Source organism: Rhodococcus sp. BP-241, assembly GCF_019836145.1.
GTDB lineage: Bacteria > Actinomycetota > Actinomycetes > Mycobacteriales > Mycobacteriaceae > Rhodococcoides.
On the sequence record NZ_JABUEI010000012.1, the window covers coordinates 43,413 to 66,819 of the forward strand.

21 protein-coding genes and 1 tRNA gene are annotated in these 23,407 nt (G+C 68.7%); 12 read left to right on the forward strand and 10 right to left on the reverse strand.

Annotation, left to right across the window (positions count from 1 at the left end; all coding sequences use genetic code 11):
- Nucleotides 1–6 precede the first annotated feature (6 nt).
- Complete coding sequence (locus tag HQ308_RS19550) at nucleotides 7–996, forward strand: LLM class F420-dependent oxidoreductase (protein ID WP_027506666.1); 990 nt, start codon at nucleotides 7–9, stop codon at nucleotides 994–996.
- 12 nt (nucleotides 997–1,008) lie between these two features.
- On the opposite strand, the gene HQ308_RS19555 is transcribed toward HQ308_RS19550, so the two are convergent.
- From HQ308_RS19555 to HQ308_RS19575, 5 genes are all read right to left on the reverse strand, one after another.
- Nucleotides 1,009–2,400 carry a nucleobase:cation symporter-2 family protein gene (locus HQ308_RS19555; protein WP_082544397.1) on the reverse strand — a complete coding sequence of 464 codons (1,392 nt, stop codon included), beginning with the start codon at nucleotides 2,398–2,400 and terminating at the stop codon, nucleotides 1,009–1,011.
- 78 nt (nucleotides 2,401–2,478) lie between these two features.
- Nucleotides 2,479–2,757 carry a hypothetical protein gene (locus tag HQ308_RS19560; protein WP_027506667.1) on the reverse strand — a complete coding sequence of 93 codons (279 nt, stop codon included), beginning with the start codon at nucleotides 2,755–2,757 and terminating at the stop codon, nucleotides 2,479–2,481.
- Between the two features lie 13 nt (nucleotides 2,758–2,770).
- Entirely contained in the window at nucleotides 2,771–4,333 is a 1,563-nt protein-coding gene (locus HQ308_RS19565) for a TPM domain-containing protein (protein ID WP_222647556.1), read from the reverse strand.
- A gap of 51 nt (nucleotides 4,334–4,384) precedes the next feature.
- A complete protein-coding gene (locus HQ308_RS19570; protein ID WP_261776360.1) occupies nucleotides 4,385–6,652 on the reverse strand; it encodes an FGGY family carbohydrate kinase in 2,268 nt (755 codons plus the stop codon).
- A 2-nt stretch (nucleotides 6,653–6,654) separates the two neighbouring features.
- Entirely contained in the window at nucleotides 6,655–7,686 is a 1,032-nt protein-coding gene (locus HQ308_RS19575; RefSeq protein ID WP_051613560.1) for a LacI family DNA-binding transcriptional regulator, read from the reverse strand.
- Between the two features lie 75 nt (nucleotides 7,687–7,761).
- On the opposite strand from HQ308_RS19575, the gene HQ308_RS19580 reads away from it, so the two are divergent.
- On the forward strand, nucleotides 7,762–8,979 hold the full coding sequence (locus HQ308_RS19580) for an HAD-IA family hydrolase (RefSeq protein ID WP_222647558.1): 1,218 nt from the start codon (nucleotides 7,762–7,764) through the stop codon (nucleotides 8,977–8,979).
- Here the strand turns inward: HQ308_RS19580 and HQ308_RS19585 are convergent.
- Together HQ308_RS19585 and HQ308_RS19590 are read right to left on the reverse strand one after the other, a co-directional pair.
- Nucleotides 8,968–9,978 carry a LacI family DNA-binding transcriptional regulator gene (locus tag HQ308_RS19585; RefSeq protein WP_027506670.1) on the reverse strand — a complete coding sequence of 337 codons (1,011 nt, stop codon included), beginning with the start codon at nucleotides 9,976–9,978 and terminating at the stop codon, nucleotides 8,968–8,970. The genes HQ308_RS19580 and HQ308_RS19585 overlap by 12 nt on opposite strands.
- Before the next feature lie 40 nt (nucleotides 9,979–10,018).
- Nucleotides 10,019–10,759 (reverse strand): SDR family oxidoreductase, encoded by a 741-nt coding sequence (locus HQ308_RS19590; protein WP_027506671.1) that lies wholly within the window; start codon nucleotides 10,757–10,759, stop codon nucleotides 10,019–10,021.
- A 369-nt stretch (nucleotides 10,760–11,128) separates the two neighbouring features.
- Here HQ308_RS19590 and HQ308_RS19595 point away from each other — a divergent pair, with 369 nt between their 5' ends.
- The 6 genes from HQ308_RS19595 to HQ308_RS19620 all read left to right on the forward strand — a co-directional run bounded on the left by HQ308_RS19595 (nucleotide 11,129) and on the right by HQ308_RS19620 (nucleotide 16,786).
- Nucleotides 11,129–11,887: a nucleoside/nucleotide kinase family protein gene (locus tag HQ308_RS19595; RefSeq protein ID WP_222647559.1), complete on the forward strand. Its 759-nt coding sequence runs from the start codon at nucleotides 11,129–11,131 to the stop codon at nucleotides 11,885–11,887.
- A complete protein-coding gene (locus HQ308_RS19600) occupies nucleotides 11,884–12,663 on the forward strand; it encodes an ATP-binding cassette domain-containing protein (protein WP_027506672.1) in 780 nt (259 codons plus the stop codon). Before HQ308_RS19595 ends, HQ308_RS19600 begins: the two co-directional genes overlap by 4 nt.
- Complete coding sequence (locus HQ308_RS19605) at nucleotides 12,660–13,757, forward strand: ABC transporter permease (protein ID WP_222647560.1); 1,098 nt, start codon at nucleotides 12,660–12,662, stop codon at nucleotides 13,755–13,757. Before HQ308_RS19600 ends, HQ308_RS19605 begins: the two co-directional genes overlap by 4 nt.
- A gap of 72 nt (nucleotides 13,758–13,829) precedes the next feature.
- Entirely contained in the window at nucleotides 13,830–14,798 is a 969-nt protein-coding gene (locus HQ308_RS19610; protein WP_027506674.1) for an ABC transporter substrate-binding protein, read from the forward strand.
- A 107-nt stretch (nucleotides 14,799–14,905) separates the two neighbouring features.
- A complete protein-coding gene (locus tag HQ308_RS19615; protein ID WP_222647561.1) occupies nucleotides 14,906–16,372 on the forward strand; it encodes a mannitol dehydrogenase family protein in 1,467 nt (488 codons plus the stop codon).
- A 48-nt stretch (nucleotides 16,373–16,420) separates the two neighbouring features.
- Nucleotides 16,421–16,786, forward strand: a complete 366-nt coding sequence (locus HQ308_RS19620) for a DUF1330 domain-containing protein (RefSeq protein ID WP_222647562.1) — start codon at nucleotides 16,421–16,423, stop codon at nucleotides 16,784–16,786.
- A gap of 69 nt (nucleotides 16,787–16,855) precedes the next feature.
- Here HQ308_RS19620 and HQ308_RS19625 read toward each other — a convergent pair.
- Both HQ308_RS19625 and HQ308_RS19630 read right to left on the reverse strand, forming a co-directional pair.
- Nucleotides 16,856–16,929: transfer RNA gene (locus HQ308_RS19625), tRNA-Pro, on the reverse strand.
- 36 nt (nucleotides 16,930–16,965) lie between these two features.
- Nucleotides 16,966–17,931: a metallophosphoesterase gene (locus tag HQ308_RS19630; RefSeq protein ID WP_222647593.1), complete on the reverse strand. Its 966-nt coding sequence runs from the start codon at nucleotides 17,929–17,931 to the stop codon at nucleotides 16,966–16,968.
- 75 nt (nucleotides 17,932–18,006) lie between these two features.
- Between HQ308_RS19630 and HQ308_RS19635 the strand changes: the two genes are divergently transcribed.
- Nucleotides 18,007–18,480 (forward strand): GatB/YqeY domain-containing protein, encoded by a 474-nt coding sequence (locus tag HQ308_RS19635; RefSeq protein WP_027506679.1) that lies wholly within the window; start codon nucleotides 18,007–18,009, stop codon nucleotides 18,478–18,480.
- Between the two features lie 30 nt (nucleotides 18,481–18,510).
- On the opposite strand, the gene HQ308_RS19640 is transcribed toward HQ308_RS19635, so the two are convergent.
- A complete protein-coding gene (locus HQ308_RS19640; protein ID WP_308115832.1) occupies nucleotides 18,511–20,877 on the reverse strand; it encodes a transglycosylase domain-containing protein in 2,367 nt (788 codons plus the stop codon).
- Nucleotides 20,878–21,162: 285 nt separating this feature from the next.
- Here HQ308_RS19640 and HQ308_RS19645 point away from each other — a divergent pair, with 285 nt between their 5' ends.
- From HQ308_RS19645 to HQ308_RS19655, 3 genes are all read left to right on the forward strand, one after another.
- Nucleotides 21,163–21,486, forward strand: coding sequence for a WhiB family transcriptional regulator (locus tag HQ308_RS19645; protein WP_027506681.1), 324 nt, complete (start codon nucleotides 21,163–21,165; stop codon nucleotides 21,484–21,486).
- Nucleotides 21,487–22,061: 575 nt separating this feature from the next.
- Nucleotides 22,062–22,730, forward strand: a complete 669-nt coding sequence (locus HQ308_RS19650) for a hypothetical protein (RefSeq protein ID WP_056443346.1) — start codon at nucleotides 22,062–22,064, stop codon at nucleotides 22,728–22,730.
- Nucleotides 22,731–22,738: 8 nt separating this feature from the next.
- A complete protein-coding gene (locus tag HQ308_RS19655) occupies nucleotides 22,739–23,398 on the forward strand; it encodes a S1 family peptidase (protein ID WP_222647564.1) in 660 nt (219 codons plus the stop codon).
- Nucleotides 23,399–23,407 lie beyond the last annotated feature (9 nt).

Here is a 23,407-nt window from a genome sequence, read left to right on the forward strand (position 1 = left end):
ACGCCCATGACACGTTTCGGCTACACCCTCATGACCGAGCAGAGCGGACCCAAGCAGCTCGTCGACTACGCCGTGAAGGCGGAGGACGTCGGGTTCGACTTCGAGGTGTCCAGCGATCACTACTCACCCTGGTTGTCGTCGCAGGGACACGCGTCCTACGCCTGGACGATGCTCGGCGCGGTGGCGCAGGCGACGTCCCGAGTCGGCCTCTACACGTACGTGACCTGCCCCATCATCAGGTACCACCCGGCGATCGTCGCGCAGAAGGCGGCAACGCTGCAGATCCTCGCCGACGGCCGTTTCACGCTGGGCCTGGGAAGCGGCGAGAACCTGAACGAGCACGTCGTCGGCGAGGGTTGGCCCTCGGTGGACAAGCGTCAGGACATGTTCGAGGAAGCGGTCAAGATCATCCGGCAACTTCAGTCGGGTGAACTGATCACGTGGCAGGGCGAGCACTACCGCGTCGACTCGGCGCGCCTGTGGGACACCCCCGAACACCCGCTCGAGATCGGCATCGCGGTCTCGGGGTCGAAGTCGATCGAGCGGTTCGCGCCGCTCGGCGACCACATGATCTCGACGGAGCCGAAGTCCGAGCTGGTCGAGGGCTGGGACAAGGCCAGGCACATCGGCACGGGCCTGAACCGGGAGTCGAAGAAGATCGGTCAGATCCCCATCTGCTGGGGTCCGGACGAGAAGGCGGCCACCGAGCTCGCGCACGACCAGTTCCGCTGGTTCGCGGGTGGGTGGGCCGTGAACGCGGACCTGCCGACGACGGCCGGCTTCGCGGGTGCGACACAGTTCGTCCGGCCGGAGGACGTGGCCGGAACCATCCCCTGCGGACCGGATCTCGATGCAATCGTCGAGAAGGTGGCGCCCTACTGGGAGGCCGGTTTCACCGACATCGCACTCGTGCAGGTCGGCGACGAGACCCAGGAGCGCTTCCTTGCCGAGGCCGCCGGGCCACTGCTCGAGAAGCTCCGCGCAGCGTCCTCCTGACCGACGGATCGATCAGAGCGCCGGTCCACGCACAGCGTCGTGGGCCGGCGGATCTGTGTCGGTGGACAGCTTGTCGCGCAACGACTCCGAATTCAGCAGCATGTTCAGGACCACCGCGCACAGCGCACCCGCGCTGATGCCGGAGTGGAAGATGGTCTGGAACCAGTCGGGGAACCGGTCGTAGAGGTCCGGCGACACCGTGGGCAACAGTCCGACGCCCACCGCGACGGCGACCACCAGGATGTTCGTGTTGTTGAACGACACCTGCGCGAGCGTGCGGACGCCACTCGCGGCCACCATGCCGAACAGTGCGATGCCCGCGCCACCGAGCACGGGAAGCGGCACACCCTCCACCACGGCACCGAGTTTCGGCAGCAACCCCAGCAGGATGAGGATGCCGCCGGCGAACGTGGCCACATGGCGGGTCTTGACGCCCGTGATCGCCACCAGCCCCACGTTCTGCGCGAACGCCGTGTACGGGAACGTGTTGAAGATGCCACCGAGCATCGTCGACAGGCCGTCGGCGCGCAGACCGTCGGCCAGACGGCGAGGCGGAACCTTCTTGTCGACGATCTCGCCGACAGCGATGATGTCGCCCGTGGTCTCGGTCATGATGACCAGCGCGACGATGCACATGGTGATGATCGCGCTGACCTCGAACGTCGGGAATCCGAAGTGGAACGGCGTGGTCACGCCGACCCAGTCCTGTTCCCGCACACCACTGAAGTCGGTCATGCCCAGCGGGATCGCGATGACGGTGCCGGCGACGAGTCCGAGCAGGATGCTCAGTCGCTTGGCGGCCGGGGGAGCAAACCGTTCGATCAGCAGGATGATCAGCAACGTGAGTGCGCCCATCCCGATGTACTTCGGATCACCGAAGTCCTCGGATCCCGTTCCGCCGCCGAACCATCCGGCCGCCACCGGCATCAGCGACAGGCCGATGATCAGGATGACCGTGCCCGTGACCAGAGGCGGGAACAGGTGGAGCAGCTTCGCGAACACCGGCGCCAGCGCCATCATGAACACGCCGGACGCGATCACGGAACCGTAGATGGCGGTGACGCCGTACTGCGAGCCGATGGCGATCATCGGCGTCACCGCGGCGAACGTGCAGCCCTGCATCAGCGGTAGTCGTACCCCGAAGCGCCAGAACCCGACCGCCTGGATCAGTGTCGCGATCCCGGCGACGAACAGGTCGGCCGTGATGAGGTACGGCAGGTCGCTCGACTGCAGTTCCCCCGCAGCGACCAGGGCGCTGCCGACGATGAGAGGGACGGCGACCGCGCCCGCGTACATCGCGAGCACGTGCTGCAAGCCGAGTGGAGCCAGCACCGACAGCGGGGGAATGTGGTCGACCGGATGCGTGCCCGCCCGACCGCGAGTGAACCTCGACAACGACACCATGGGACACAGTGTCGGCCCTGCCCGTGTCGTTCGTCGGTCTTCTCGGTTTCCGCGCCGTTACGGCGGCACTCCGTCGGCTCAGAGGGTGGTGGCGGCGAAGGACACGAAGACGACGAACAGTGCGGCGCCGCCCAGCGCGGCTCCGATCATCGCCTCGCGGCCGTTGGTGGCCGTGCCGTCCTCGTCCCGGCCGATACCGACCCATCCGCACACCACCGCGAGGATGCCGGTGGGCACCGCGACGATGTCTCCCACGAAGGGCACGAACGCGCAGACCAGCGCGACGATGCCCGCGACCAGCGCGCTGCTGCCCGCGCCGTTGCGATACGCGGGACGTGATGACGGAGTGTCGGTCACACCCGGAATGGTCTCAGGTGCTCCCCGCGGCGCCGCCACCGCCACCCGCGCCGGCCCCGGACACCGTGCCGGCGCTGCTGTTGGTCGAGGTGAACACCGAGGAGAAGACGACCCAGTTCAGCAGTGCCGGGTCCGAGGCGTGCAGTGATCCGGACGGTGAGGCGAAGGCACGCAGCGTCGTTCCGCCGTCCGCGTCCGTGGCCGCCTCGAGGCGCTTCGTGAACGTGGAGCCGAGCCCCAGCGCGACGATGTCGGGCAGTGCGTCGTCCAGATCGAGCGAGGAGTCGTCGTCCTTTCCCGACTGCTTCAACCCGTCACGGTAGGCCTCCCAGGGACGAGCGGCGTCGAGACCGGCAGCCGAGAATCGTGAGTAGGCGACCGTCATGATGAGGCCGGCGATCAGCAGGATCCCGCCGGGAATCGCGGCGACCAGCATGATCGGGGCCCCGGAAGCAGCGACCACGCCTGCGCCCACCATGACTGCACCGCCGAGAAGTGCCAGTCCGACCAGACCCCAGCGTGGTCCGGCCGTACCGTGGCGCACCCACCCGTTCGCCTCGAGGTGCGCGTCGACGACGGCCTTCGTCGCGCCGTGACCCTGCGCGAGCGTCGTGAGCGCGGCGCTGTCCACCACGTCGCCCTCGGCCTTCTCGGACAGCATGGTCCAGACGGCGTCCTGCACGTCGCCGCGTACCTTGCCGCGGTCGAGCAGTCGGACTCGGAGCGTGTCCTTGCCACGTTTCTTCGACCCGGAACCCGGCTCGGACTCGAGAGCCACTGCGTCGGCCGCCGCGAGCGCCAGCAGCGTGGCCGGCACCGCACTCGCCTGCGCGCTCCGATGGACCAGAGCCGTGACGATCGCGGGATCGGTGGTGTGATCGGGTCGGTAGGTCGTCGGAGGCTGCGCCGACACCGTGGGCCGCGAACGGCGATGGTAGATCTGCGCCGCGCCCGCGGAGCCGACCAGCACGACGGCGAGACCGGTCCACGGGAGCCACGTCGACCCCGGCCCGGCGGCGAACTCGTCGAGCGCCGTCACCGGTGGCCCGACCAGGATGGAGGACTCGAGCCGGTCGATGCCGTTCGTCAGACTGCCCGCGACGTCACCGTCGCGCAGCGGCGGCACCAGGGCGTCCTCGACGATCGCTTCCTGCTCGTCGCGGGGAACATTGCCGTCGTCGAAGGTGGAACCGAGGAAGATCCCGGCCCGAGCCTCGTCGTCGGTACCGGGCTCGCGGTTGATCAGGATGGCACCGGCGACGTCCTGATCGACGTCCGCCGTCGACACCCACGCCTGCTGGAGTGCCTCCACCTGATCGAGGGTGTCGTCCGAGTCGGCGTCCAGCTCGCGGACGTACGCGACGACGTCGGCCCCGGTCTCGGCGCGGAGCGCGTCGAGTCGCTGCTCCAGCGCCTCGACGTCGGCCGGACCCAGCGAGTCCCCGGTGCGGTCGTACACGCGTTGGCCGACCGTGAGCCCGTCGAACTGTGTGTCACCGGAGCTGTCGGAGCAACCGGCGAGACCGAGCACTGCTGTCACCGCGATGAACGCGACCGCGAACCGGAACCGTGTCATGCCGTCATGATAGGCAGACTCGACGGTCCGGTATCGCGTGTCGCGTGTGGGTCAGCGGTTGTCGACGGCCTCGGCCAGCTCGCGCAGGCGCGGCAGCGCGCGGTCCGTCAGCAGCTGCTCACGGGTGTCGGCCGAGACGGCCATGCTGTCCTTCCAGAGGGAGCGACCCGCCATCGCGCCGCTGGCGCCGTTCGCCACGGCGGTGCGCACCTGCTCGATGAACGTCTCGTGATCCACACCGGCGGACAGGACGGCCCACGGCACGCCGTTCGCGGCGGCGGTCACGGCGGCACAGGCTTCGGCCGATCCGGGGTACTGCAGCTTGAGCACCTTGGCACCGCACTCGACGGAGATGCGGGCGGACTCGGCCACGAGGGACGGGAAGCGCTCCGCGTAGTCGACGGCCGATTCGCCCTCGAGCCGGTACGTGAGGATCTCGACGATCAGCAGCAGACCCTCGGCCGAGCACGCCTTCACCAGTTCGGCGATCTCCCGGCCGACCCGCGAGTCCGCCGTCTGACGGTCGGGGCGCATGTACCACAACATCTTCGCGACATCGCCGCCCAGATCGCGCACCACGCGCGGGGTGACGCCGTCGACGAAGCGGGTGAACTTCAGGCCGTCCACGGTCTCGAATCCCGAGGCGTCCATCCCGACCACGAGCGCGGTGTCCCGCGACAACGTGCCTTCGTCGACGACGCGGGGGAGCGCCACCTCCGGGTCGAGCAGGATGGCGGGAGCGTGGTTGCCGAGGTACTTCACGAGATCGCCCTTGGCATCGGCGAGTTGATCCTTCGAGATGGAGTCCGGACCGTCCGGGGCGTCGTTCATGACGGCCTTCATGCCGTTGCGCTGGTCGCCGGCCACGATCAGCATGTTGCCGTTCGCAGTGGAGATAGCGGCCATGCCGCGTCGTTCCAGTGTGGTGAGGTCGTTCATGTCGGAGCTCCTGTCGGTGGTGCGAGGTGGGGTTCGGTCGCTCGAGTCGAGCAGTCTGGAGGCGAACAGGGCTGCGCCGTAGGCGGTGTCCTGTGTTCGGCCGGAGGTGGTGATGTCGGGCAGGACGGCGGCGCGGGCGTCGCGGACGCAGGCCATGCTCGCCCAGCCACCGGTGAGGATGCTGCGCCGTGCGGGCGGGACCTCACGGTCGAGCGCGGCGACCAGCAGGGCCACCTCGTCGTTCCCGTGGAGCAGCACGGCGCGGAAGAGTTCGGCGGCGTCCACCCCGTCGGTCCGGATGGTCAGTGCGAGCACACCGTCGTCGTTGCGTGCACCGGAGACGGTGACACCACCCTCGGCGACGGATCCCGCGGACGGCAGTGCCTGCACGCGCTGGTCCAGCCCGTCCCGCCCGGCGCGATCGGTGATGTCGCACAACTGCAGTGCGCGGCGCATGAGCAGTCCCGACTTCACACCGGCCACCAGCACGTACTTGCCGGGCACGACGTGGCGGACCGAGTTGATCAGGTGCTCGGCCAGTCGCGCGCGACTGGCCGCGGACGGTGGCGTGTCCAGGACGCGCAACAACACCTCCGCGGTACCCATCGAGACGAGGTAGGTGTCGTCGGCGATGTCGCCGCCGGACACCGCGGACACGAGGTGGTCGTGGCCCGCGACCGTGAGGGCGGCCCCGCGTACGAGCTCGGGAAGCCATGGCGCCGAGGCGAATCCGAGTGCGGTGCCGGCAGCGACGAGCGGCGGGAGGAAGGTGTCGTCGACACCGAGGTGCGCCAGCATGTCCCGCCAGGGGGCGCCGGTGTCCTGGTCGAGCAGCCCCGTTCGCGACGCCAGCGAGTACTCGCTGACAGCCCGTCCGCCGAGAGCGGCGACGACGAACGCGGGCAGATCCAGCCATCGGAGTCCGGTGAGGTCCAGTCCGCCGGACTGCAGATGCAGGATCTTCGCGACCGAGACCTGCACCCCGAGAGGGATTCCCGTGGTCGCTGCGAACGCGGCCCGCAGCGGCTCGGGCAGGGCGGCGACCTGCTCCCCGCCGCGCGGGTCGAACCACGCGAACGACGGCGCCACGACCTCCAGCCCTGCGTCGACGAGGAAGCCCGTCTCGCCCATGCCCGAGACGGCGACGGCATCGAGCCGGGCGTTCGGATCACCGGTGACGTCCGGCAGTCGGCGCGCGACGATCTCCACCAGGTGACGCACGGTGTCGAGGAGATCGTCCGCCGCCATGTCGGTGGTACCGCCGGCACCGTGCGTCCAGGGAGTGGCGAGTTGCTCGATCAGGACCTCGGAACCCGAGGAGTCGCTGACGAGGATCTTGATTCCGGTGCTGCCGAGGTCGAGACCGGCGACGAGGGACATGCTCACGGGCGGTACCGCTTTCCAGCGCTGGGGGACTGTCGATTCGGGGGAGCGAGATGCGAGCTGCGCTCGACGAGTGTCGTGTCGGCGAGGCCGGCCACGGCGTCGAGGGTGGGATCGTCGAAACGCAGCAGCAGACGGTCGAACGCCGCGGCTCCGATCTCGTACGGGTTCTGGTCGATGCAGGTGACGGGCGGATCGACGGCGTCGGCCAGAGCGAAGCTGCCGAACGACACCATGGCCACGTCCGTGCGGTGGATCTCGTGCAGGACCGAAACGACGGCACTGGCGTGGCGGGCGTTGGAGACGAACAGCGCCGTGGGGGGTTCAGGGAGGGCGAGCAGGTCGAGCACCACCGGGCGCACCGCGTCCGGTGACGGCGCCACTTCGGGAATGCCGTCGCCCGGGGCGCTGAGACCGTGCTCGGTGAGGACGTCGACGTACGCGTCGCGTCGACGTTGCGCCGTCTGCAGTCGCGCATCGTGACCGACGAGGGCGATCCGCCGGTGCCCCGCGTCGACCAGCACCCGGACGGCGCGTCGAGCCGCCGAGTAGTCGTCGACGGTGACGGAGTCGAAACCCGGGATCGAGCGGTCGACGGTCACCACCGGCAGGGTGTGGCGGCGCGGGGTGAGGAACGACGAGTGATCGCCGACGGGGGCGAGCACGATGCCGCGCACGTGTTGACCGGCGAGGCGGGTGAGTTGCGACAGTTCGCGCTCGGGATCGAACCCGGTGCTGCCGACCATGACTCCCATGCCGCGATCGAGCGCACGCTCCTCGATCGCGCGTACCAGGGAGGCGAAGAAGATGTCGTCGATGGAGTCGACCACGATGCCGATGGTGGTGCCGGATCCGGACTTCAGTGATCGTGCGGCGGAGTTGGGAACGTAGTTCAGTTCCGCCACCGCCGCTTCGACGCGCTCGCGCAGCTCGGGGAGCACCGTGTCGACACCGTTGACCACGCGCGAGACAGTCTTGAAGCTGACGCCTGCCAGTGCGGCGACGTCCTTGATGCTGGCGCGGTGGGTCACGGGAGAACTCTCGATCGAGGGTGGGTGACGGTCCGGCATTGCTGCGAGACAACGTTGTCTTCTATGATCGTCATCGTGCACACCTCCTGTCAAGAGATCGCGTGGAACAGCGGCCCGCACATGGTGATCGCCGGGGTCGCCGGCAGTGGCAAGTCGACCCTCGGAGCAGCGGTCGCCCGTGATCTCGCAGCGCCGTTGCTCGACCTCGACACCCTGACGGCGCCGCTGCTCGACGTGCTGAGTCCGCTGCTGGGCAGTGGACACTGGAACGACTCCGGCGACGCGGCGCCCCTGATCCGTGCCGGTCGATATGCCGTGATGCGTTCCGTCGCAGAAGAACTGACGTCGGTGGGCGTGCGGTCCGTGATGGTCGCGCCGTTCACCCGCGAACTGCAGGGTGGTGACGAGTGGGCGGCTCTTCTCGAGTCCGTGGCCCCTGCGCCGGTGGTCGTCGTCCATGTCGACGGCAGCGAGGCGTTGCTCGCCCGGCGCCGCGCGGACCGCGGTCTGGACCGGGATCGCCACCGCGCCGACACGCCGCACTCGAGCCCCACGGTCCCGCATCTGCGCGTCGACGCGTCTCTGACCACCGCGCAGCAACTGTTCCGTGTCCGCCGGGCGCTGGGACTGGTGTCCCCGCCCGCGGACCGGGGTGGTGTCGTCGGGCGGACGTTCGACGCGATGCTGTTCGACCTCGACGGCACTCTCGTCGACTCCACGGCGGCCGTCGCGCGGTGCTGGGCCCAGGTCGGCGACGAGTACGGATTCGCGGTCGCGGACATCGCGCACGGAATGACGGCGGCGGAGTCGATGGCGCTGCTTCTCGGCGACGTGGAGGGGCCGGCAGCGGCGCTGCGGCTCGGTGATCTGGAGACCCGCGACGTGGCCGACGTGGTCCCCACCCCCGGTGCGCTGGAGATGTTCTCGGCACTGCCCGCCTCGCGGGTGGCGATCGCGACGTCGGGTGCACCGCCCGTGGCGCACGCCCGTCTCGCAGCGGCGGGTCTGGCCGCACCCACCGCGATGGTGACCTCTGCGGACGTGGCACACGGCAAGCCGGACCCGGAGCCCTATCTCCTCGCGGCGCGCACGCTCGGGATCGATCCGAGCCGCTGCCTGGTCGTCGAGGACGCGCCCGCCGGAGTGCGATCGGCACGGGCCGCGGGCTGCACGGTGATCGGTGTGGGAGGCACGCACGACCGAGCCGACCTGGACGCGGACCTGCAGGTCGACACCCTGGATCAGCTGACGGTCACCCTCGCCGAGGGAGGCGTCACCGTGTCACTGCGGTGACGCGGCGCCGTCGGGGAGCGTGCACGATTCCCTCTCGATCAGCTCGACTCCGAGCACGTTGCGGCGGCGGTAACGCCGGCGCGGGTTCTCGATGCGTCCGAGAATGCGATCGATCGCTTGGAGCCCGAGTTCGGCTGGGTTCTGGTCGATCACGGTGACGGGCGGGCACAGAGCGTCGGCCAGCGGGAAGTCGCCGAAGCCGACGTACGCGGGGCGCGTCGCTCCGCGCTTCTGCAGTTCGGGCACGCACGCCATCGCGGTGCGGGCGTTGGACAGGAACAGCGCCGTGGGCGGCGCGGAGGAGTCGAGCAGTGTGCGCATCGCCTCCCGTGCCTGATCGCGGCCGAGGACTCCGGTGACGACCAACGTGTCGTCGTACTCGATCCCGTTGCTCTCCAGCGCATCTCGATACCCGGAGAGGCGGTTGAACGCGGTGCTGATGGAGATGTCGTCGCCGACCAGAGCGATGCGCCGGTGGCCCCGATCGAGAAGATGGGTGGTGGCCGTCCAGGCACCGCCGTGATCGTCGTCGACGAACGTGTCGGCGGTGAGCCCGGAGGGCGCGCGGTCCACGAACACGGTGGGGGTGCGCTCGGCCCACCGCTTGAGATAGGCGTGGTCGGTACCGATGGGCGCGATCACCAGGCCGCTGAGTTGTCTGCGCAAGAGCGATTCCACCAGTGAGCTCTCGAGGGACGCGTCGTGACCGAGGCTGGTCATGATGACGGCCATGTCGTGCAGCCGGGCTCGGTTCTCCACCGCACGCGCGATCGACGCGAAGAAGGGATCGTCGATGTCCGGAACGGCGACCCCGATGGCACCGGTGTGGCCGGCGCGGAACGACGTCGCGATGGTGTTGGGAACGTAGTTCAACGATTCGAGCGCCGCGTTGACCCGAGCGCGAGTCTCGGGATCGACGTGCGGATCGTCGTTGTAGACACGGGACACCGTCTTCGCGCTGACGTTGGCCAGTGTCGCGACATCCTGCATCGTGGTCATCGGGCCACCTTCTTCGTACGTGCCGGGACAGTATGACGGGTCAGCGGCTGGTGTACCCGCCGTCGACCGGAAGAGACACCCCGGTGATCATCGAGGCGTCGTCGCTGAGCAGGAACGCGATGGGGGCCGCGATCTCGGCCTCGGTGGCCCACCGACCGAGCGGCATCTGCGACAGGAACGGGCCCTCGATCTCCGGGCGCCCCCAGTAGAAGGCGGACATCTCCGTCATGACGACGGTGGGATTGACGCTGTTGACCCGGATGCCGTGCTTCCCGAGTTCCAGTGCCGCGACGCGAGTGATGTTGTCCAGAGCCGCTTTCGAGGATCCGTACGAGATGTGTCCGGGGAGCGCTGCGAGCGATGCCTGGCTCGAGACGTTGACGATGGCCCCGGCTCCGGCGGCGATCATCGCGGGAGCCGCGTACTTGATGACGAGGAGGCTGCCGCGCGCGTTGATGGAGATGACCTTGTCGAAGATGTCGATGTCGGTGTCCTGGGGGGTGGCGATCTCGCCGCCGAAGCCGCCGCAGTTGACCACGCCGTAGAGCTCGAGGCCCGACAGGGCCTCACGGATGCTGTCCTCCGACGTGAGGTCGAACGGCAGCGGACGTGCGCCGGTCTCCTCCTGCAGAGCAGCGAGCGCGGCCTCGTTCCGTCCGGACGCGATGACGTCGGCGCCGTCGGCGACGAGGCGCCGCACTGTGGCGGCGCCGATACCGCCGCTGGCCCCGGTGACGAGGATCGTGCGGCCGCTGAACTTCGACGGGGAACTCTGCGACATGTCGGTTCTGCCTTCTGGGGAGTCGTGGGTGTGGCGGTGATGCGATGTCATCGATGTCATGACCTCCGTTGCGGTGGTCCATGACATCGATGACACGGACCGTACGTCACCGTGTGCAATTCTGCGCCCGATTGCCGAGAAACATCGCTGAACTGCGCTGATCCTTCTCTCGGGAGTGTCCTCCACGAATCGGGGAGGCTCGACCGATCGGTGCCCATGTCACCGGTGACATGAATTTTCGCGAAACGCGTGACACGGCGAGTTGCGTGGGTCACACTGATCCGCATCGCGATGCGGCTCGGGCCGCACGACGACCCGCCCCCACGATGGTCGGGTCGATCGAGTTCCGCGATTCGACGAGGGACGGACATGTACGCAGCTTCGAACGACGCCGGCACGCCGGACGGCCGCGAGGACCGTCGGCGCTACGCGCCGGCCGATCTCATTGAGATGGTGAGCCACCTGGCGTCCGTGCTGCGCGACGGATCCGGCGGTCGCCGGCTGCTGGGTGTCACCGGTGCACCGGGCGCGGGCAAGTCGACCTTCTGCGCACTGCTTCAGGCGGAACTCGGTACCGACTCCACGCTGGTGGGGATGGACGCGTTCCACCTCGCCGACGAGGAGCTGATCCGGCTCGGGCGCCGTGGACGCAAGGGTGCGCCCGACACCTTCGACGTCGACGGATACGTCGCGCTCCTGCGCCGCCTGCGGAACCAGACGGCGGAGACGATCTATGCACCGCGGTTCGAGCGGTCGATCGAGGCCGCGATCGCCGGCGCCGTCCCCGTGCAGCGCGACACCGCGATGGTGATCACCGAGGGCAATTACCTCCTGCTCGACGACGGCGGGTGGGACGCGGTGCGCTCGGAGCTCGACGAGGTCTGGTACCTCGACGTTCCGACGACGGTGCGCGCGGAACGACTCGTGGCCCGACACCGACACCACGGCAAGTCGCGTGCGGACGCCGAGCAGTGGACCCGCGACGTCGACCTCCGCAACGCGGAGATCGTGGCCGCGGCGGCCCGCCGCGCCGACCTGATCATCGAGGTGCCGAACGACCCGCTTCTCGCACCCGCTCACGACACCGACTCATCACGCGACACCGACTCATCCGAGGAGCTCTCATGAGCAACCACCCCGACGGCGCCACGCCCGTCCTCGAGGCACGCGGGCTCTCCCGCAGCTTCGGGAACGTGCGCGCGCTCGACGACGCCGATTTCGACATCTACGCGGGCGAGGTGGTCGCACTCATCGGCGACAACGGCGCCGGCAAGTCGACGATGGTCAAGGCGCTGTCCGGCAGCCTGGCGCTGGACTCCGGCGAGATCCTCTACGACGGCGTGACCGTCGACCTGGACAACCCCACCGCAGCAGCAGATCTGGGCATCGAGACGGTGTTCCAGGACCTGGCGCTCGCTCCGCACCTCAACGCGGCCCAGAACATGTTCCTGGGGCGCGAGATTCCCGCGGCGGGCCTGCTGGGCAAGCTCGGCTTCCTGAACACGGCCGAGATGCGCACGCAGTCGCGTGCGGCGCTCGACGAACTGGGGGCCACCGTCCGCAGCCTCACCGATCCGGTCGGAGCCATGTCCGGTGGCCAGCAGCAGGCCATCGCCATCGCCCGCGCCGTGGCCTGGGCCAAGGGTGTGGTGTTCCTCGACGAACCCACCGCCGCACTCGGCGTGGTCCAGACCCGCAACGTGCTCGACACCATTCGTCGAGTGGCCGACAAGGGCGTCGCCGTGGTGTTCATCAGCCACTCGATGCCGCACGTCATGGAGGTCGCCGACCGCGTCCAGGTATTGCGCCTGGGCAAGCGCGTCGCGACGCTCGATGCCAAGAACACGACCATGGAAGCACTCGTCGGCGCGATGACCGGCGCGACGGTGGGAGCCGCGAGATGAGCAATCAGACCTTGCCGAAATCAGCGGGATCCTCGGCCCCCGAACCGTCGTCGAGCGGCAGCTCGTTCGATCTGCGGAGCAGCCTCGCCGGCCTCGCCCGTGTCCAGGTGTTCCAGATCGTCATCGTGCTGCTGGCGATCAGCATCCTGTTCTCGATTCTCGCGCCGAACAGTTTCCCCGAGTGGGGCAACATCCGGCAGATCATCCAGAACGTCTCGATCCTCGCCGTCCTCGGCATCGGGATGACGTTCGTCATCGTCACCAGCGGTATCGATCTCTCCATCGGCTCTGTCCTGGTCTTCTCCGGCGTCGTCGCCGCGAAGGTGATGCGGGCCGTCGGCGGCGAGGGCTGGAGTGCGGCCGTCATCGGCATCCTCGTGGCCGTCGCCTGCGGGCTGGCGTGGGGGCTGCTCAACGGGTTCCTCATCGGTATCGCGAAGGTGCCTCCGTTGATCGCGACGCTGGGGACGCTCGGCGGCGCACTGGGTCTCGCCCAGGTCATCACCGGTGGTGTCGACATCCGCGACGTGCCGCCGGTGCTGGTCGACACGATCGGCTACGGCAACGTGCCCGCGACCACCATCCCGCTCATCTCCTTCATCGCCCTGGTGTTCGTCATCGTGTTCGGTATCGTGCTGCACCGCACAAGGTTCGGCCTGCACACCTTCGCTGTCGGGTCCAAGGAGCAGTCCGCCCGGCGCGTCGGCATCAAGGTCGACCTGCACCTGATCAAGGTCTACGCGCTGTCCGGCACGCTCGCCGGTCTCGCGGGCATCCTGTCGCTCTCGCAGTACGGCACCACGGCCATCGCCGGCCAGTCGCAGACCAACCTCAACGTCATCGCCGCGGTCGTCATCGGCGGCACCAGCCTCTTCGGCGGTGTGGGCACCATGTTCGGCACCGTCATCGGACTCTTCATTCCCGCCGTGCTCCAGAACGGCTTCGTCATCGTCGGTGTGCAGCCCTTCTGGCAGCAGGTCGCCGTCGGTGCCGTGCTCATCGCCGCCGTGTACTTCGATCAACGCCGCCGAGCCGCCGCCACCCGCGGGGCGTCGACGTCCTCACTGAAACGACTGTGGGCTCGAAACCCCTGACGTACCACCGTCGCTCGGCCTCATCGCACACTCCACTCACCACGCTCGGCCTACCGGAAAGATCACTCACCCATGCGTACATCCCGGACCGTCGCCGCCGCTGCGCTGGCAGCCGCGTCACTCTCCACCTTCGTGCTCGCCGGCTGTTCGTCCGACTCGGGCGGCGGTGAGAAGAAGCTCGCGTTCATCCAGGGCGTCAGCGGCGACGAGTTCTACATCAGCATGCAGTGCGGCATCCAGGACGCCGCTCAGGCCGCCGGTTACACGGTCGACGTCCAGGGTCCCGCCAAGTTCGACCCGACCCTGCAGAAGCCGATCGTCGATTCGGTCGTCGCCTCTCGTCCCGCCGCGATTCTCATCGCCCCCACCGACGTGTCCGCGATGCAGGCACCGCTCGACGCCGCCGCGCAGGCCGGAATCAAGGTCGTCCTCGTCGACACGACGCTCGAGGATCCGTCGAAGGCCGTGTCGGCCATCTCGTCGGACAACGAGGGCGGCGGCGCCGAAGCGTTCAACGCGATCGAGGGGTTGAACCCGAACGGCGGCAAGGTCATCGTCATCTCCACCGACCCCGGCGTCTCCACCACCGACGCCCGCGTCAAGGGATTCGAAGATGCGGCCGCGGGCAACTCGGCCTTCCAGTACCTCGGAGTGCAGTACAGCCACAACGATCCGGCCGAGGCCGCTCGTCTGATCTCCGCCGCCATCGCCAAGGATCCCGACATCGTCGGTGTCTTCGCCACCAACACCTTCGCCGCGGAGGGCACCGCGACCGGCGTCCGCCAGACCGGGAAGCAGGAGCAGGTCAAGATCGTCGGCTTCGACGCCGGCCCCGCCCAGGTGAAGCAGCTCCGCGAGGGAACGGTCCAGGCGCTCATCGCCCAGCAGCCGGCCACCATCGGCACCGACGGCGTCGAGCAGGCCGTCGCCTCGCTCGAGGACGAGCCCACCGAGAAGGACATCTCCACCGGATTCCACGTCATCACCGCGGACACGATCGACGGCGACGGCGCGCAGTACGTGTACAAGTCGGCCTGCTGACTGGCCGTCCCCAGCTGCGGTGGCGCTCTTCTGTCTCACCGGCTCGATCCCGGTGAACGGGAGCGCCACCGCGTTCCACGTCGTACCACTCGAAAGGCACCGCTGCCGTGACCATCTCGATCCAGGACGCCCTCACCGCACCGCCTGCGGGTGTGACGGTTCCGCGTCATCGAGTGGACGGCTCGACCCTGGTGTGCGGCATCGTCCACATCGGTGTCGGCGCCTTCCATCGAGCGCACGAGGCGATGTACGTCGACCGGTTGCTCGCCGCGGGGCACCTCGGCTGGGCGATCTGCGGTGTCGGTGTCATGCCCGCCGACGCGGCGGCGCGTGACACCGCCGCTGCCCAGGACCAGCTCTACACCCTCAGCACGGTGCATCCGGACGGCGCGAAGGACACCCGCATCGTGGGGTCCATCGCCCGCTACCTCTACGCGCCGGACGACCCGGATCTCGTCGTCGCGACGCTCGCGGCACCCACCACGCACATCGTCTCGCTCACCATCACCGAGTCGGGCTACGGCATCGACGACGCGACCGGTGCCTTCGATCCCCGGGACGACGCCACGCGCCACGACCTGATGTCTCTCGACGCGCCGGTCAGCGTCCTCGGGTTCCTCACGGTGGCACTCCGCCGTCGCCGCGACGAGGGCACCGCGCCGTTCACCGTCATGTCGTGCGACAACATCGTCGGAAACGGTGCCGTGGCCCGTGCCGCGCTGGTGTCGTTCGCCCGTCACCACGACGGCGCGCTCGCCGACTGGATCGACGACTCCGTCGCGTTCCCGAACTCCATGGTGGACCGGATCACCCCTGCGACGTCGCCGGCCGTGATCGACTCGGTGCGCCGCCGGACGGGCATCGACGACGCCTGGCCGGTGCGGTCCGAATCGTTCGCGCAGTGGGCTCTCGAGGACGACTTCTCCGACGGCCGGCCACCGTTCGAGGACGTGGGCGTCCAGGTGGTCACGGACGTCGTGCCGTTCGAGCGGATGAAGCTCCGACTCCTCAACTCCTCCCATCAGATGCTCGGGTACCTCGGTGTGCTGGCCGGGAAGACGTTCGTGCACGAGGTGATGGCCGACCCCGACCTCGGGGCCTTCGTGGCCTCGTACATGCGCCACGAGGCGGCGCCCACCGTGGGACTCGTTCCCGGCGTGGACCTCGACACGTACATCGACGATCTGCTCGCACGCTTCGGCAGCCCGGCCGTGCAGGACACGGTGGCGCGTCAGGTGGTCGACGCGACGTCGCGCATCCCGAAGTTCGTCCTGCCCGTCGTGCGGGACAGACTGCGCGACGACCGGTCGATCGATCACGCGGCACTGATGCTCGCGGCGTGGTGCGCATGCATCGAAGGGGGAGTGGCGTTGCCCGACCGGGCGGCGGATCAGCTCTGCGCACTGGCGCGGGCCGACCACGACAGCCCCGGTGCGTTCCTGGCCCAACCCGACGTCTTCGGGGACCTGACGACGAGCGTGCGACTGCGCGTGGCGTACCAGCGCGCGAAGCGTCGGCTGCAGGACGACGGCCCGATCGGGACGGTCCGGCTGCTCGTGGCATCACCGGTCTGACGCCGGGATTCGGCTGTTCCGACGGCGAGTGTCTCTCATACTGGAGACATGGCCATCGATCCTCGTGGAAGAGACCTGAAGCGTTTCCTGGAAGACGATCCCGGGGGACCGGTGGTGATGCTCAACCTCCTCCGCTTCGCGGAGGGTGGTCGGGACTCGTACGCGGACTACGCGCGTGAGCTCGACGAGACCTTCCTCCCCCGCCACGGGGGCGAGGTCCTGTTCGCGGGCGACGGCTCGACAACGCTCGTCGCGGAGACCGGACAGAGATGGGACGCGGTGCTTCTCGTCCGCTATCCCTCGCGAACGGCATTCAGCGAGATGGTGGCCGATCCGGAGTATCAGAAGGTGACGGAGCTCCGCACGACTGCGCTGCAGGAAGCGGTTCTGCAGGCCACGGTCCCCTGGCCCTGACCCCGACATGACGGAAGGCCCTGTACCGGCATCCCGGTGCAGGGCCTTCCTTCGTGTCTCAACCACGAGTCGGGGTGGCGGGATTCGAACCCACGACCTCTTCGTCCCGAACGAAGCGCGCTACCAAGCTGCGCCACACCCCGTGGCCGTTCACTCCCCGTCAGGGCAGCTCTGCAACTCTATCGCACCATGGCTTCGGAACGCGAAACGCCCTGTTCGGGTGAGGTCCTGGGCGGACGCTTCGCCGGAACGAGGGTGATCAGGGTTGCCTCGGGACGGCAGCAGAAGCGGTACGGCGCATACGGCGACGTCCCGAGTCCGGCCGAGACGTGCAGTCGGGTGTGGGCACCCCAGCGCGAGGGTCCCTTGACGCGAGAGCGGTCGAGCTCGCAGTTGGTCACCAGTGCGCCGTAGAACGGGAGGCACAGTTGGCCGCCGTGGGTGTGTCCCGCGAGCACCAGGTCGTATCCGTCCGCCGCGAAGCGATCGAGCACGCGCGGTTCGGGAGAGTGGGTGATGCCGATGCTCACGTCGGCGATGGGGTTCGGCGCGCCGGCCATGGTGTCGTAGCGATCACGCTTCAGGTGCGGATCGTCCACCCCGGCCGTCGCGATCCGGACGCCGGACACCTCGAGCTCGCGGCGGACGTGGGTGACGTCCATCCACCCGCGCTCGGTGAAGGCCGCCCGCAGGTCCTGCCACGGCAGCGGGTTCCCGAACACCTTCTTGTGATTCTTCGAGAAGTACCTAAGGGGGTTCTTGGGCACGGGCGCGAAGTAGTCGTTCGAGCCGAACACGAACAGCCCTGGCCGACCGAGGAGCGACCCGAGCGACTGCACCACGGCCGGCACCGACCGCTGGTGGGACAGGTTGTCGCCGGTGTTCACGACGAGATCGGGTTCGAGCCGATCGAGCTCACGCACCCAGTTCTGCTTGAGTTTCTGGTCCGGCATCATGTGCAGGTCGCTGATGTGCAGGACACGCAGCGTCGACGACCCCGGGGCGAGCACCGGCATGGTGGTCTCCCGCAGCGCGAAGGCGTTCCGCTCGATGGCCGTGGCGTAGGTCAACCCCACCGCCGCCGATCCCGCGGCGAGAGCCGCGATCCCTCCGGGAGTGGCGAGAGAACGCGCGGCCGACTGCAGACTCGGGAACGAGTGCGCCGAGCGACGGGGGAACGCTGATGTACCGGACACCTCGTCGACAGTACCGTTTCCGACATGGCCGAGAACTGTGACATGGAAAAGCGCCTGCGGGCGGATCTGACGACATCGATGAAGGCGAAGGACAAGCTCCGGACGGCGACGCTGCGAATGCTGCTGTCGGCGGTACAGACCGAGAAGGTGTCGGGCAAGGAAGCACACGAGCTCACCGACGAGGACGTGCTGCGCGTGCTGGCCAAGGAATCGAAGAAGCGCGGCGAGTCCGCCGAGATCTACACCCAGAACGGGCGCGGTGAACTCGCCGCCACCGAGCGTGCCGAGGCGCAGATCATCGACGAGTACCTGCCGACGCCGCTGACCGACGCCGAACTGGCCGACGTCGCCGACACGGCCATCGCGCAGGTGGCCGAGGAACTCGGTGAGCGCCCGGCGATGCGACAGATGGGACAGGTCATGAAGGCCGCCACGGCGATCGCCGCCGGCAAGGCCGACGGCTCCCGCATCTCGGCCGCGGTCAAGGCTCGGCTGTAGGGCACTCGCCGCCGCACGGCACTGCCGCAGCTAGCGCGGCGGTGCCGTCAGCCCGGGGATCGCCGGCAGGGTGACCCCGGGCGGCAACGCCGGGAGCTGGATCCCCGGCGTTGCCGCCGGTGCCGCCCGGACGGACCCGTCGCTGATGTAGATCGTGACCGTCGATCCCGGAATGGCGGAACCCGAGGGTGACGTGCTGACCACGGTGCCCCGACCCTCCGACGACGCGGTGGTCGCCACCTGCACGCGGAACCCTGCGGCCTGCAACTGCGAGGTCGCGGAGTTCTGCGTCAGGCCCGTGACGTCGGGAACCTGGCCGTTGGCCGATCCGCGCACGTACTTCTGGTCGACGGCCGGGAGTCCGACGTCGCCGAAGTTCGTGGCCACCGGATCCATCGCGTCGTACCAGGTCCGTGCAGGCTCGTTACCGCCGAACAGGTTGCCCGAACCACACGGGCGCAGCGGGAACGAGCAGATCTCGCTGGGAGTCGGGGAATCGCCGTAGGTGTAGGCGGCGGCCGCGTACCGGTTCGTGAATCCGAGGAATCCCGAGGACCGGTGCGATTCCGTGGTGCCGGTCTTGCCGGACATCGGCAGCGACCAGCCCACCGAGCTCGCGGCGGACGCCGACGTGCCGCCGGGCTGATCGTCCTTGCTCATCGCGTTGGCCAGTGTATTCGCCAGTCCCGGCTCCACGACCTGCTCGCACGCCTGCTGCGTGACGGGGATCTGCTTGCCGCTGCGATCGAAGACGCTGTCGATCGGGTTGGGCGGGCACCACTTGCCGCCGGACGCGAGGGTCGCGGCCACGTTGGACAGTTCCAGCGGATTGACGTACGTCGGTCCGAGCGTGAAGGAGCCGAGGTTCGCCTCCTTCTGGTAGTCGGCGAGGCTCTGGTCGGTGCCCTGGCCGGCTGTGCCGGGCAGCGTGTACGAGCGCAGGCCCAGGCGGACGGCCATGTCGACCGTCGGGGTGACGCCGACCGACTCGATCAGCTTCACGAAGGCGGTGTTGGGGGACTGTGCCAGCGCGTCGGTCACCGAGAGCGACTGCGGGTAGTTGCCGGCGTTGGTCACGCAGTACGTCGAGGGAGGGCACCCGCGCGCACCGCCGTCGCCGAGTCCCTTGACCTCGACGCGGTTGGGCACCTGCAGGACCGCGGACGTGCCGAGGCCCTTCTCCATCGCGGCGGCGGTAGTGAAGATCTTGAAGATCGACCCGGCACCGCTGCCCACCAGGGAGTACGGCTGCGGCTGGACGGTCTCGTTGGCGTCGCCGTTCAGGCCGTAGCGCCGCGACGACCCCATCGCGAGGATGCGGTGCGAGTCCTGCCCCGGCGCGATGACGTTCATGACCGTCGCGACACCGTCGAGATCCGGGCTGCTGTTCCCGGACAGGGCGGCGCTCGTGGAGGACTGCACGGCCGGGTCGAGAGTGGTCTTGATCAGATAACCGCCCTTGTCCACCTGGTCCTTGCTGATGCCGGCATCGGCCAGGTACTGCAGCGCGTAGTCACAGAAGAAGCCACGATCACCGGCGGCGATGCAGCCGCGCGGCAACTGGTTGGGCTCCGGCAGCACGCCCAGCGGCTCGGCCTTGGCGGCCTCGATCTCCGCCGCGCGGTCCGGGATGTTCTGGATCATCGTGTCGAGAACGGTGTTCCGTCGCGCCATCACGCCGTCGTAGTTGGTGTACGGGTTGAGGGCGGAGCTGGACTGCACCATGCCCGCGAGCATCGCCGCCTGCGTCAGGCTCAGCTGGCTCGCGTCGATGCCGAAGTACGTCTGTGCCGCGTCCTGGATGCCGTAGGACGAGTTACCGAACGGCACCAGGTTGAGGTAGCGCGTGAGGATCTCGTCCTTGGTCAGCTGCTTGTCCAGCGTCAGCGCCATGCGGATCTCGCGGATCTTGCGCGCGGGAGTGGTCTCGATGGCGGCGCGGCGTTCGGCGTCCGTCTTGGCGACGACGAGCAGTTGGTAGTTCTTCACGTACTGCTGATCGAGGGTGGACGCGCCCTGCTCCACCTGTCCGCTGGTGGTGTTGGTCAGGAAGGCGCGCACCGTGCCCTGCCAGTCGACGCCCTCGTGCTCGGCGAACCGGCGGTCCTCGATGGAGACGATGGCGAGCTTCATCTCGTTGGAGATGCGGTCGCTCGGCACCTCGAAGCGTCGTTGCTCGTAGAGCCACGCGATGGGGTTGCCCGCGGAGTCCACCATCGTGGACACGGCGGGCACCGTTCCCTCGACGAGTTCCGCGGAGACGTTGTCCACGGTGTCGGCGGCGCGGTTGGACGCGAATCCGAACCCGCCGGCGAGCGGGAACATGACTCCGGCGAGCAGCGCGCCGGCCAGGGCGGAGCACCCGGCGAGTTTGGCGACAGTCTTGGCGATCGGCACGAACAACAGAGTACGTGGCTCCTCCGGGACACAGCCCGTACCGGACATGTGGACGGCTGACCTGCTCCGATGTGACCGATCGCACGGGCGTACCAGAAAAGTGATCCCCCACCTTGCTTCCCGCGCGGCCTTTCCCCTACATTGATGGACACGATGTGATTCAGATAACAATCACATCAGTTAGTGGGGTGCTCCTCAGTTCGCTGTGCAGCGTGAGCTGCGTCGGCGGGTGGGACGCCCGGAACGCCAGGGAAACGGTGTTCGCCGACGGTAAGGGGTCAACGAATGCACACAGGAACGCCGAATGCAGCGCTCGACATCGGGGAAGCCGAAGCGCGCATCGCATGGGTATCGCAGGCGCGATGCCGGGGAGTGGATCCCGATCAACTGTTCGTCCGCGGCGCCGCGCAGCGCAAGGCCGCAACGATCTGCCGTCACTGCCCCGTGCTCATGCAGTGCGGAGCGGACGCCCTCGACAACCGTGTCGAGTTCGGCGTCTGGGGCGGCATGACAGAGCGTCAGCGCCGGGCCCTGATCAAGCAGCACCCCGAGGTGGACTCCTGGGCCGAGTTCTTCGAGACCCAGCGTCACCACCAGTCGGCCGTCTGACCCACGCCGCCGCCGGGCGACCGGCCACGGTTCCTGTGATCTCCCACCGCGATGTCCGATTCGCGGTGGGAGATCTCTCGTCGCACCGCATGAACTCTTCGTGAACGCCCGACGACGCGTCGGGACCCGTCCGGGGCGCGGGGTGTCTGTCACGCCCGCCCGTGTCGATCGACCACACGCGACAGCGCGGACGAATCGGACCTCCATCAGTCTGTGTGCGTCACAACGGAATCGGTCGTATCGGAAGAAGCGTGACGCACGGTCGCTCGGCTGCCGCGCCCGCGCGGGAAGGGTTTCCACGCTCTGACCTGCGCCGTCGTCGACGCGGACCGTGGGGGCGCCCGCTTGCCTGCCGCCGCGCCGGTCGTGCCCGGCACCGAATCGGACCCGGCGTTCGGTGCCCCGGCCGCGCCCGGTCCGTGTGTCGGCCCGTCCCTCGCGGTTCGCTTTCCGTTGTCTCGCACGTCGATTGACACCGTCTCACCGTGACCGTTGAATCCTGCTCGGCACTCGCCGCTTGACGGATCCGACGATCAGCGCGGATTCGCTCCCACTGCGAAAAGGACTCGACGGGCATGAAGATGAACAAGATCGCGGTTGTCGCCGCGATGACGATCGTGTCGCTGGGCACCGCCTCCGCGACCGCGTACGCCGATCCGGCACCCGCCGCTGCTCCCGAGGTGCACTGGAACGCCGTGGCCGCGGGCACCGGGCTGCTCGTGACCACCGACTCGGGAACCCTGAGCAACGAGAACAACCACCTGGTCATCCGCGACGACTCGGGTGTCGTCGTCGATTCGGTGCCGCTGGCTCTCGCCGTCGACGGACTGGCGCATCCCGTGTCCGCTCAGGTCGAGGGCAACACCGCGACCCTCGCGGTCGACGCCGCTGCGCCCGCCGCGCCGGTTTACGACATTCCGGGCCTGAACCAGGTGGACCTGCCCGCCGCGGTCGCCGGCGTCAAGGACAACCTGTCGCTCACCGCCACGGTCGGTGGATTCCTCGGTGCCGCAACCGGTCTCGTCGGCGGCTGCCTCCTCGGTGCGGCCGCGGCCGGCGTCGTCTCCGCTCCCGTCGCGCTCCTCTTCGGTGCGGGCCCGATCGCCGGATGCATCGGTGGCGCCCTGTTGCTCGGCGCCGGTGGATCGCTCGCCGGTACCGCCATCGGTGGTCTCGGTTCCGCCGTGGCCAATGCGCAGCAGTTCGTCACGCTGCTCGAGGCGCCGCCCGCAGTGAAGAAGTAGTCACACCGATGCGAGTACTTCTGGTCGGTCTCGCCGTCCTCTGCTCGCTCGTTCTCGGCGGCGGGGCTCAGGCCTCCGCCGCCGAGCGCGTGGAGCTGGGCGGGGGTTCCGGGCTGGTCCTGACGCAGGACGGACGAGAGACACTGTGCAGTCTCACCGTGATCGGTGCGGACACCGCCGGGCGCACCATCGGGCTCACCGCAGGCCACTGCGGGCGGGTCGGCGACACCGTGGCGAGCGAGAGCGACTCCGCCGCAGGAGATGTGGGCTCCGTTGTCGCGGTTCTGCCCGCGTACGACACGGCGATCATCGAGTTCGACGCGGAGCGGGTGGCCCCGGTGGCCTCCGTCGGCAGCACCACCATCACGGCTGTCGGGGATCCCGCACGGCTGGCCGAGACCGTGTGCAAGCAGGGTCGTACGACCGGTGCGACGTGTGGAGTCTCCTACGGTGACATCCTGAACTCCCAGCAGGTGTTCGCCCAGGTGTGCGTGAACGCCGGGGACTCCGGTGCGCCGGTGGTGCGGGGAACGTCCGTGGTCGGCATGGTGAACGCCTACCTCGTGGCACCCTGCATCGGCCCCGCCGTCGTCACCGACCTGGTGTCGATCCTGCGTGCGATCGACGAGAGCGGCGGCCCCGGCGCGGGCCTGCGGCTCACCGCCTGAGCGCAGAGG

Coding starts and splice junctions, on each gene's coding strand:
- HQ308_RS19595 (WP_222647559.1), top strand. CDS start 11,129: ATGTACGCAGCTTCGAACGACGCCGGCACGCCGGACGGCCGCGAGGAC.
- HQ308_RS19605 (WP_222647560.1), top strand. CDS start 12,660: ATGAGCAATCAGACCTTGCCGAAATCAGCGGGATCCTCGGCCCCCGAA.
- HQ308_RS19655 (WP_222647564.1), top strand. CDS start 22,739: ATGCGAGTACTTCTGGTCGGTCTCGCCGTCCTCTGCTCGCTCGTTCTC.
- HQ308_RS19645 (WP_027506681.1), top strand. CDS start 21,163: ATGCACACAGGAACGCCGAATGCAGCGCTCGACATCGGGGAAGCCGAA.
- HQ308_RS19565 (WP_222647556.1), bottom strand. CDS start 4,333: ATGACACGGTTCCGGTTCGCGGTCGCGTTCATCGCGGTGACAGCAGTG.
- HQ308_RS19600 (WP_027506672.1), top strand. CDS start 11,884: ATGAGCAACCACCCCGACGGCGCCACGCCCGTCCTCGAGGCACGCGGG.
- HQ308_RS19650 (WP_056443346.1), top strand. CDS start 22,062: ATGAAGATGAACAAGATCGCGGTTGTCGCCGCGATGACGATCGTGTCG.
- HQ308_RS19570 (WP_261776360.1), bottom strand. CDS start 6,652: ATGTCCCTCGTCGCCGGTCTCGACCTCGGCAGCACCGGAATCAAGATC.
- HQ308_RS19590 (WP_027506671.1), bottom strand. CDS start 10,759: ATGTCGCAGAGTTCCCCGTCGAAGTTCAGCGGCCGCACGATCCTCGTC.
- HQ308_RS19555 (WP_082544397.1), bottom strand. CDS start 2,400: ATGGTGTCGTTGTCGAGGTTCACTCGCGGTCGGGCGGGCACGCATCCG.
- HQ308_RS19635 (WP_027506679.1), top strand. CDS start 18,007: ATGGCCGAGAACTGTGACATGGAAAAGCGCCTGCGGGCGGATCTGACG.
- HQ308_RS19550 (WP_027506666.1), top strand. CDS start 7: ATGACACGTTTCGGCTACACCCTCATGACCGAGCAGAGCGGACCCAAG.
- HQ308_RS19585 (WP_027506670.1), bottom strand. CDS start 9,978: ATGACCACGATGCAGGATGTCGCGACACTGGCCAACGTCAGCGCGAAG.
- HQ308_RS19610 (WP_027506674.1), top strand. CDS start 13,830: ATGCGTACATCCCGGACCGTCGCCGCCGCTGCGCTGGCAGCCGCGTCA.
- HQ308_RS19620 (WP_222647562.1), top strand. CDS start 16,421: ATGGCCATCGATCCTCGTGGAAGAGACCTGAAGCGTTTCCTGGAAGAC.